Origin of the sequence: Streptomyces sp. AC512_CC834, assembly GCF_019049325.1 — a bacterium.
In the GTDB taxonomy this organism is placed as follows: Bacteria; Actinomycetota; Actinomycetes; order Streptomycetales; family Streptomycetaceae; genus Streptomyces.
Window position 1 is genome coordinate 1,010,574 of record NZ_JAGMUO010000097.1, and the last position, 9,032, is coordinate 1,019,605.

The 9,032-nt window shown below is 68.5% G+C and carries 9 protein-coding genes and 1 rRNA gene; all 10 read right to left on the reverse strand.

From position 1 onward, the window contains the following. Positions 1-6 precede the first annotated feature (6 nt). Positions 7-690, reverse strand: a complete 684-nt coding sequence (locus tag KUM40_RS32235; RefSeq protein WP_217169773.1) for a MerR family transcriptional regulator — start codon at positions 688-690, stop codon at positions 7-9. A 193-nt stretch (positions 691-883) separates the two neighbouring features. Next, a complete protein-coding gene (locus KUM40_RS32240; RefSeq protein ID WP_003977444.1) occupies positions 884-1,357 on the reverse strand; it encodes a bifunctional nuclease family protein in 474 nt (157 codons plus the stop codon). Between the two features lie 84 nt (positions 1,358-1,441). Then, entirely contained in the window at positions 1,442-2,179 is a 738-nt protein-coding gene (locus KUM40_RS32245; protein ID WP_217169774.1) for a MerR family transcriptional regulator, read from the reverse strand. A gap of 44 nt (positions 2,180-2,223) precedes the next feature. Next, positions 2,224-2,760, reverse strand: coding sequence for an FHA domain-containing protein (locus KUM40_RS42250; protein ID WP_302180914.1), 537 nt, complete (start codon positions 2,758-2,760; stop codon positions 2,224-2,226). Between the two features lie 484 nt (positions 2,761-3,244). Beyond that, the gene (locus tag KUM40_RS32255; RefSeq protein WP_217169776.1) at positions 3,245-4,108 is read right to left on the reverse strand and encodes a DUF881 domain-containing protein; all 864 of its coding nucleotides are present in this window, start codon (positions 4,106-4,108) and stop codon (positions 3,245-3,247) included. 5 nt (positions 4,109-4,113) lie between these two features. After that, positions 4,114-4,446, reverse strand: coding sequence for a small basic family protein (locus KUM40_RS32260; RefSeq protein WP_003977440.1), 333 nt, complete (start codon positions 4,444-4,446; stop codon positions 4,114-4,116). Beyond that, positions 4,443-5,279: a DUF881 domain-containing protein gene (locus KUM40_RS32265; RefSeq protein ID WP_217169777.1), complete on the reverse strand. Its 837-nt coding sequence runs from the start codon at positions 5,277-5,279 to the stop codon at positions 4,443-4,445. The genes KUM40_RS32260 and KUM40_RS32265 overlap by 4 nt, the downstream gene beginning before the upstream one ends. A gap of 167 nt (positions 5,280-5,446) precedes the next feature. Further along, a complete protein-coding gene (locus tag KUM40_RS32270) occupies positions 5,447-7,942 on the reverse strand; it encodes a mannose-1-phosphate guanyltransferase (RefSeq protein ID WP_217169778.1) in 2,496 nt (831 codons plus the stop codon). Positions 7,943-8,054: 112 nt separating this feature from the next. Further along, complete coding sequence (locus tag KUM40_RS32275; protein ID WP_217169779.1) at positions 8,055-8,663, reverse strand: CDP-alcohol phosphatidyltransferase family protein; 609 nt, start codon at positions 8,661-8,663, stop codon at positions 8,055-8,057. A gap of 110 nt (positions 8,664-8,773) precedes the next feature. After that, positions 8,774-8,890, reverse strand: a 5S ribosomal RNA gene (gene rrf / locus KUM40_RS32280). Positions 8,891-9,032: the final 142 nt, after the last annotated feature.

Genomic DNA, 9,032 nt, shown 5'->3' on the forward strand with positions numbered 1-9,032 from the left:
GACGTGTCAGACCGCTCTGTTCCGCCGCGCGGCCAGCTCGTCCGCCGGATTGTGCCCGACCAGGGTCTCCCCCGTGTCGATCCGCTCCCCGTGGAGCTGGGACAGGGCGCTCTCCACGTCCCGCCACACCACGCCGACCGCGATACCGAAGATGCCCTGACCGCCCTGGAGCAGGGCGTGCACCTCGTCGGGCGAGGTGCACTCGTAGACGGTGGCGCCGTCGCTCATCAGCGTCGTCCGCTCCAGGTCGCAGAAGCCGCGCTCCCTCAGATGCTGGACGGCGGTGCGGATGTTCTGCAGTGACACCCCGGTGTCGAGGAAGCGCTTGACGATCTTCAGCACGACCACGTCGCGGAAGCTGTACAAGCGCTGCGTACCGGATCCGTGCGCGGGCCGCACGCTGGGCTCGACGAGGCCCGTGCGGGCCCAGTAGTCGAGTTGCCGGTAGGTGATACCGGCGGCCGCGCAGGCCGTCGGCCCGCGATAGCCGATCTGCTCGGACGCCATGGACGTCGCCCCTCCGCTGGTCGGCACCGCTGCCGGTCGCTGCAGACCGGGATCGGCCGCGCCACCGTGCTGGGGATGGCCCCCGCTCGCGCGGAGCCGAGAGCCCGGGGGAGGGTACGGACCGCCTGCCCCGAAGCTGTGCCCGGGGCCACCCCCAGCCGTACCGTCGCCGCTGATTCTCACGCCGACCTCCGTCCTTGACCTGCCTCCTCGAAGGTAGGCAGTCACCAAGGGTGCGTCAACGATCGCCACACTCGGCACGCCGAGTGATAATCACCCTACGAGTGGTTTCCCGTGCCCTGTCCCGGGGAAAGGCTAGCCGAATGTGTCCGGACGGGGGCCGTGCGGCGCCCCGGCCCACATCGGCCCGCGCGTCTCACTGGTTGCTGGTCCCGAAGTCCTCGGGCGAGATCTGGTCGAGGAACTCGCGGAACTTCTCCACCTCGTCCTCCTGCTCGTCCGGGATGGCGATGCCGGCGTCGTCGAGGACCGTGTCACTGCCGTAGATCGGTGTACCGGTGCGCAGGGCCAGCGCTATGGCGTCGGACGGCCTGGCACTGACCTCGACCCCGCTCGCGAAGACCAGCTCGGCGTAGAAGACCCCGTCGCGCAGGTCGGTGATGCGTACTTCGCTGAGCTCCTGGCCGACGGCTTCCAGCACGTCCTTGAACAGGTCGTGGGTCAGCGGCCGTGCGGGAGCCATGCCCTGCTGGGCGAAGGCGATCGCCGTCGCCTCCCCCGGTCCGATCCAGATGGGAAGGTAACGGTCGCCGCCCACCTCGCGCAGCAGCACGATCGGTTGGTTGGAGGGCATCTCGACCCGGACACCTACGACATCGAGCTCGTTCACACAGCAACCCTAGGCCGTGCCCGGGACGTTTGGGTAGTCGGGCCGGGATCGGGTGGGCGATCCGGGTCTGCGGACCCGTCCCGTTCAGGGCAGCCGCACGCCGAGGGCGCTCTGCACCAGCGCCGCGTGCAGTTGCACCGCCAGTCCCGCCAGCTCCTTGGTACGGGCCTGTGCATGTGCCCTGGTCTGGGGGTTGCGGTGACGCTTCAGCGGGGCCACCACCTGGTCCACGAGCCCGGCATCCCGGTCGGCGGCGGCCTTCATCACCCGCAGGTGCCGCGGTTCGATCCCGAACCGCCCCAGCTCCACCACCAGCGACGCCACGGTGACCGTCTCGGCGTCGTACGCCCCGTCGGGCAGCGGAGCGAGGAGTCCGTACGACTCCCACTCCTTCAGTTCCTCCTCGTCGACACCGGCCGCGGCGAGCAGTTCGTCCCGCCCGATCCTGGCCACCGTCGGGCTCTCGGCGGGCTCCGGCACGGCCTCCCCGGCACGCTGGCGGCCGACCCTCGGCAGGGCCACGGCCTCGCCGCGCTCCACGGCGTCCAGGTGCTCACGGATCACCTTGAGGGGCAGATAGTGGTCCCGCTGCATGCGCAGCACCTCGGCGAGGCGCTCGACGTCGTGCGCGCCGAACTTGCGGTACCCGGCCGGGGTCCGCCGCGGCTCGACGAGGCCCTCCGACTCCAGGAAGCGGATCTTGGAGATGGTGATGTCGGGGAACTCGTCACGCAGCGCGTTCAGCACTGTGCCGATGCTCATCAGCCCACTGTCCGTGGCGGCGGCGCCTTGCCCGGCACCGCCGCTCGGTGTTTGAAGCATGGACCTTCCCTGGAGGTTCCCCGGGCGGAAGGCCCGGGGGCGGGTCAGTAACCCCGCTGGCTCGCGTAGAACACCAGCCGGTACTTGCCGATCTGCACCTCGTCACCGTTGGCCAGGGCGACCTGGTCGATGCGCTCCCGGTTGACGTACGTGCCGTTCAGGCTGCCGACGTCGGCGACCGTGAACGAACCGTCCGGACTGCGTCGGAACTCCACGTGCCGGCGCGAGACCGTCACGTCGTCCAGGAAGATGTCGCTCTGCGGGTGACGCCCCGAGGTGGTCAGCTCGCCGTCCAGCAGGAAGCGGCTGCCCGAGTTCGGACCGCGGCGCACCACCAGGAGCGCGGAGCCGAGCGGCAGCGCGTCCACCGCCGCCTGCGCCTCGGGAGAGAGCGCCGGCATCGCCGTCTGACCGGTGGCCTCGGCGTCGTACGCCTCGAGACCGGAGATGGAGATCGTGGAGGTCGTCTCGGACGCACGCTCCGGCACCGCCCCGGCACGCAGCGGCGCTCCGCAGTTGGAGCAGAAGCGGCTGTTCTCCGCGTTGCGGTTACCGCACCTCGTACACACCAGGGCCGACATGGACGGATCCTCCTGCCGCGGCTGCCCCGCCGGGGCGTTCGACGCGTACGGGCCGGGGGGAAACCCTCCACCCGTACCTGAGGCTGACGGTTGGCCGAAACCTATGCCGCCGGACTGTGCGGGGTCAACAGACGGCGCGCCCTGACCACCGGGAATGTCACCGCCCGGACCAGTCACCTGGTCCCGGAACATCGGGCGTCGGCCCTCCGCGTCGGGCTGTGCGCGATGGCGAGCGGTCGCGTTGTCGCTGCCCTCTCGCGCGCTCTTGCCGAACAACTTCGCAAACAACTTCACGGGCGATTCCCCTTGACCGAAACAGACCCGCCCGTGGGGCAGGACGAACCCTTACCGAACGTACTGGTCGACCCGGACACCTTCACAACGTCCGTCTCCACCAGACAGTTTCCACCACGCACCACCCAATCGGTGCGCCGACCCCCCGCAACCTCATGCCCTCGCCGGACGCCCACCATGCACCGCCGGTTCACTGGGAGGACGACCGAGCGTAGTCAGGCCGCTTCGCCGCTCGCAAGGCGTCCACGACGATCTTGCTCGACCGCTCAACAGTAACGGTGGCCTGTTCCTTCTCCAGAGTCTGCACCACGCCTCCAGGAATGTTGAGAGCCGGTTCGAGGTCCTGCGGCTCGCCGATGACCTGGAAACGATAGGGCGCTTTGATCTTGTTCCCGTCGACGCTCACGGACTTGTCGGAGTCCGCGAGGTACGTACCGGCGACGACCCGTACCCCGTTCACCTGGATCGCCTCCGCGCCCGCCGCGCGCAGCTCCTGGATCGCGTCGAGCAGCATGTCCGCCTCGACCGTCCCCTTCGTGTCCTCGATCGTCACCGTGATGCCGGGCCCCTGCGCGGCCACGGTGCCCGCGAGGATGCCCAGTTGCCGCTCCTTCTCCAGCGTCTGTTTGCGGGCCTCCTCCGCCTGGTCGGAGCTGTTCTCCAGCTCGTCGCGCTGCTTCTCGAGGCCCTGCTTCTCGTCTTCAAGACGCTGAGTACGGTCGTCCAGTTCATCGAGGATGCGGACCAGATCCTCCTGCCGGGCGCCACGCAGCGCGCTGTCGCTGTCACTGTTGGACGCCACCTGGACCGCGAGCCCGAAACCCAGCCCGAACAGGAGCAGGGCGACGATGAGTTGCGCCCGCGTGAGGCGCGGCGGCCACAGCCCCTTCAGGAGTCGCGTCCTGCCGGTCGGCTCCGGCTCCGGCTGTCCCTCACCCGGGGCGCCGCCCTCGGGGGTGACCGGGGCGTCCGCGGCCGGGGACTCCGACGCCGGCACTTCGCCGGGCAGCTCCTTGCGGAGCCTGTTCGCGGGCTGCTCGTCGTGGTCGCTCATCGGCCTCACGCCCGGAAGACGTGGCGTCGGATCGCCGCGGCGTTGGAGAAGATGCGGATGCCGAGGACGACCACGACACCGGTGGAAAGCTGGGCACCGACGCCCAGCTTGTCGCCGAGGAACACGATCAGTGCGGCCACGACCACGTTCGACAGGAACGACACCACGAAGACCTTGTCGTCGAAGATGCCGTCGAGCATGGCCCGCAGACCACCGAAGACGGCGTCCAGCGCCGCCACGACGGCGATCGGCAGATACGGCTCCACGGCCGCCGGCACCTCGGGCCGGACCAGCAATCCGGCCACGACTCCCACGACGAGGCCCAGTACGGCGATCACGATGTGCCCTTCTCGGTTATCGGCTGTGCTGTACGTACGATCACGCTCGGTGCGGCCGCCAGCTCGAGGTCGTCCGCGACGGAGATGGCGGTCCGGATCCCGTAGTTCTCCTGGAGCGCATGCAGGTAGAGCCCGTCGGCGCTGTCCTGGAACGTGCTGCTCAGCCGCTCGCCGTCCCCCACCGCGAGCACCGTGTACGGCGGCACCAGCGGCCTGTTGTCGACCAGTATCGCGTCACCGGCGGCCCGGATCGCCGACAGCGCGGTCAGCCGCTGCCCGTTGATGGAGATCGCCTCGGCGCCCGACTCCCACAGCCCGTTGACCACGCGCTGCATGTCCCGGTCCCGCACCCGGCCCGTGTCGGAGAACCCGGACGTGCCGCGCGGCTGCCCGTCACCGCCCGTGCCCACGTCCTTGGCGTCGTTGACCACGAGCTTCACGCCCGGACCGTGTACCTCCACCGCGCCCGACAGGATGCCCACCAGGTCGGAGCGATCACTGTCGCCGCTCTTCTCCAGTGCCTCGCGCCGCCGCGTGTTCACGTCGTCGCGCAGTTCGTCGATGCTCTTCTCGAGCTTGTCCGCCGCCGAGGTCTCCCCCTCTATGCGGTCGACGAGTTCTTCACGTTCCTTGGCGACGACCGGAGCGGCGACCCGCGCCTGGGCCGCGCCGACCGTCACGACCAGGGCCGCCAGCACGAGGCCGACCGCCAGTCCGAGCTTGGCCCGGAGGGTCCTGGGCATTCCGCCGCTGCCGTCGGCCTTCTTCCGCTCGGCGGCCTCGGCGTATCCGTCGTCGAGGCTGTGATCCATGACATTGGTCAGCAACGACATGGACGCGTCCAGGCGCGCGGGCCGCGTGGATGTGCTCCGAACGGGGGGTGGCTGCGGCATGCCGCACATCGTCGCACGCCACCGCCACTACCTCCGAACGGCCCCACCGGCGTGCCGGACAGGCCCCCTTGGGGACACTTGTCCGGCACGCACGCGTGCGGTGTGTTCTACCGGCCCGCGCTGTCCACCACCGCGGACCACTCGTCGAGCAGCGCCTGCGCGGAGGCGTCGTCGGGGCCCTCGGCCCACAGGTGGGTGACGGCCTCGGCCGGGTCGGGCAGCACCATGACCCAGCGCCCGTCGGTCTCCACCACCCGCACACCGTCCGTCGTGTCCACGGAGCGGTCCCCGGCCGCCTCGACGACCCGCCGCATCACCAGGCCCTTGACGGCCCACGGGGTGGCCAGATCACGCTTGAGGACGTGCGCCCGCGGAATCCGCGCGTCGATCTGGCTCAGCGTGAGCTGCGTGCGCGCGACAAGCCCGATCAACCTCACGAAGGCCGCCGTGCCGTCGTAGACGCTACTGAACTCCGGGACGATGAAGCCGCCCTTGCCGTCACCGCCGAAGATCGCCCCTTCCTCGCCGCCGACCCGCGTCAGGTCGTCGGGAGAGGTGGTCGTCCACTCGACCTGGGTGCCGTGGTACGCCGCCACCTGCTCGGCGATCCTGGTGGTCGTCACGGGCAGGGCGACCCGCCCGCTGCGCCGCTCGGCCGCGATCAGGTCCAGCATCACCAGCAGCGCCCGGTCGTCCTCGATGATGCGACCCTTCTCGTCGACGAGCGAGAGCCGCTCACCGACCGGGTCGAACCGCACACCGAACGCGGCCCGCGAGGACGCGACGATCTCTCCGAGGCGCACCAGGCCCGAGCGCCGGATGTCGGCCGACTCGGTCGGCCTGGACTCGTCGAGACCGGGATTGATGGTCAGCGAGTCGACGCCCAGCTTCCCCAGCAGACTGGGCAGCACCAGCCCCGCGCTGCCGTTGGAGGCGTCCACGACGACCTTGAGCCCGGACTCGGCGATCCCCGTGATGTCGACGTTGCGCAGCAGCGACCCGGTGTACGAGTCGAACACGCTGGACGGGAAGTGCAGGTCCCCGATCTCTCCGGGGAACGCCCGCCGGTACTCCTGCCGCGCGAACACCCGGTCCAGCTTGCGCTGGCTCCCCTGTGACAGGTCGGCGCCCTGTCCGTCGAAGAACATGATGTCGACGGAGTCCGGCACCCCCAGCGTGGTGCGGATCATGATCCCGCCGGCACTCCCCCGCGCGGTCTGCTGCCGCGCGACGGGCAGCGGTACGTTCTCCAGGTCGCGTACGTCGATGGCGCTGGCCTGGAGCGCGGAGATCACCGCCCGCTTCAGCGCACGGGCACCACGGGAGTGGTCGCGGGCCGTGGTGACGGTGGAGCCCTTCTTGAGGGTCGTCGCGTAGGCACCGGCCAGCCGGACGGCCAGTTCCGGTGTGATCTCCACGTTCAGGATGCCGGACACACCCCGGGCGCCGAACAGGTGCGCCTGGCCCCGGGACTCCCAGATGACGGAGGTGTTGACGAAGGCACCGGCCTCGATGGTCTTGAACGGGTAGACCCGCACGTTGCCCTGGATGATCGATTCTTCGCCGACCAGGCACTCGTCGCCGATGACGGCGCCGTCCTCGATCCGCGCGGCGCGCATGATGTCGGTGTTCTTGCCGACGACACAGCCCCGCAGATTGCTGTGCGGCCCGACGTACACGTTGTCGGCGACGACGGCCTTGTGCAGGAAGGCCCCGGTCTTGACGACGACGTTGGAGCCGACGACCGTGTGCTCCCGGATCTCGGCGCCGGCCTCGACCTTGGCGTAGTCGCCGATGTACAGGGGCCCCCGCAGTACGGCGTCGGGATGCACCTCGGCGCCCTCGGCCACCCAGACGCCGGGCGAGATCTCGAAGCCGTCGATGTCGACGTCGACCTTGCGCTCCAGAACGTCGGCCTGGGCCTTCACATAGCTCTCGTGCGTACCGACGTCCTCCCAGTAGCCCTCGGCGACATAGCCGTAGATGGGCTTGCCTTCCTTCATTAGCTGCGGGAAGACGTCTCCGGACCAGTCCACGGGCACATCGGGGTCGACGTAGTCGAAGACCTCGGGCTCCATGACATAGATCCCGGTGTTCACCGTGTCCGAGAAGACCTGTCCCCAGGTCGGCTTCTCCAGGAAGCGTTCGACCTTGCCCTCTTCGTCGACGATGGTGATGCCGAATTCCAGGGGGTTGGGCACGCGCGTCAGGCACACGGTGACGAGCGCGCCCTTTTCCTTGTGGAAATTGATCAGGTCGGTGAGGTCGAAGTCGGTCAGGGCATCGCCGGAAATGACGAGGAAGGCATCGTCCTTCAACGCCTCTTCGGCGTTCTTGACGCTTCCGGCAGTACCGAGTGGCTTCTCCTCATTGGCATACGTGAGCTCCATTCCGAGCTCTTCGCCGTCACCGAAGTAGTTCTTGACCAGCGAGGCCAGAAACTGGACGGTGACCACGGTCTCGTTGAGCCCATGCCTTTTGAGCAACCGAAGAACGTGCTCCATGATCGGCCGGTTGACCACCGGCAGGAGCGGCTTGGGCATGCTCGAGGTCATGGGACGAAGGCGCGTGCCTTCGCCTCCAGCCATCACGACGGCCTTCATGTCGGAAGCGTCCTCCTCTGAGAGACGACGGTTTGGCCGACTTCACCCGTCCAGGGTCCCGCACTTTCCCAGCGCGGGCCATCCGGCCACTGAGGCCGCACAATCAGCGAGTTCAATCGGCTGCGGCGTCCGCACGAACCAGGCGGCGGACCTGCACCACGTAGAGAACACCTGCCCACCAGTACAGGGTTGTACCCCATCCGGCGAACGCCCATCCGAAAACAGCGGCGAGTGACGCGATCCACCCGCTTCCGTCACTGAGCAGAAGCAGGGGGAACGCGTACATGAGGTTGAAGGTGGCGGCCTTGCCCAGGAAGTTCACCTGCGGCGGCGGATAGCCGTGGCGCCGGAGGATGCCCACCATCACCAGCAGCATGGCTTCCCGGGCAAGCAGTACAAGGGTCAACCAGAGCGGGAGAATCTCACGCCAGGTGAGGCCCACCAGCGTCGAAAGAATGTAAAGGCGGTCGGCCGCGGGGTCCAGGAACCGGCCGAGACTGCTGATCTGGTTCCAGCGCCGCGCGAGCTTTCCATCCAGGTAGTCGCTGATCCCGCTCAGGGCCAGCACCAACAGCGCCCAGCCGTCGCTCTGCGGGCCACCGAACTCGGGCCTGAGGATGAGCCACAGGAAGAGCGGCACGCCGGCGAGGCGCGCCATGCTCAGGATGTTCGGGATGGTGAGGACCCGGTCGGTCTGCACGCGGGTCTCCTGGACCTCCACGCGGGGGCCTCCTGGGGTGAAACGAGCCGATGATGCTCCCTGACCCTACCTCAACGCAAAAAAGCTCTGGCTCTCGGGCTGCATGCCCAAGAGCCAGAGCTCTAAAAGGAGTTCGGCGGCGTCCTACTCTCCCACAGGGTCCCCCCTGCAGTACCATCGGCGCTGTAAGGCTTAGCTTCCGGGTTCGAAATGTAACCGGGCGTTTCCCCTACGCTATGACCACCGAAACACTATGAAACAGACAACCAGCCGCCCCCATGGCCATAGGGGCGGGTTGTTCGTGGTTTCAGAACCAACACAGTGGACGCGAGCAACTGAGGACAAGCCCTCGGCCTATTAGTACCGGTCACCTCCACACCTCACGGTGCT

Bases quoted from the DNA above. Each gene is read 5' to 3' on its own strand.
- KUM40_RS32270 (WP_217169778.1), bottom strand. From the start codon at position 7,942: ATGAAGGCCGTCGTGATGGCTGGAGGCGAAGGCACGCGCCTTCGTCCC.
- KUM40_RS32245 (WP_217169774.1), bottom strand. From the start codon at position 2,179: ATGCTTCAAACACCGAGCGGCGGTGCCGGGCAAGGCGCCGCCGCCACG.
- KUM40_RS32255 (WP_217169776.1), bottom strand. From the start codon at position 4,108: ATGAGCGACCACGACGAGCAGCCCGCGAACAGGCTCCGCAAGGAGCTG.
- KUM40_RS42250 (WP_302180914.1), bottom strand. From the start codon at position 2,760: ATGTCGGCCCTGGTGTGTACGAGGTGCGGTAACCGCAACGCGGAGAAC.
- KUM40_RS32265 (WP_217169777.1), bottom strand. From the start codon at position 5,279: ATGTCGTTGCTGACCAATGTCATGGATCACAGCCTCGACGACGGATAC.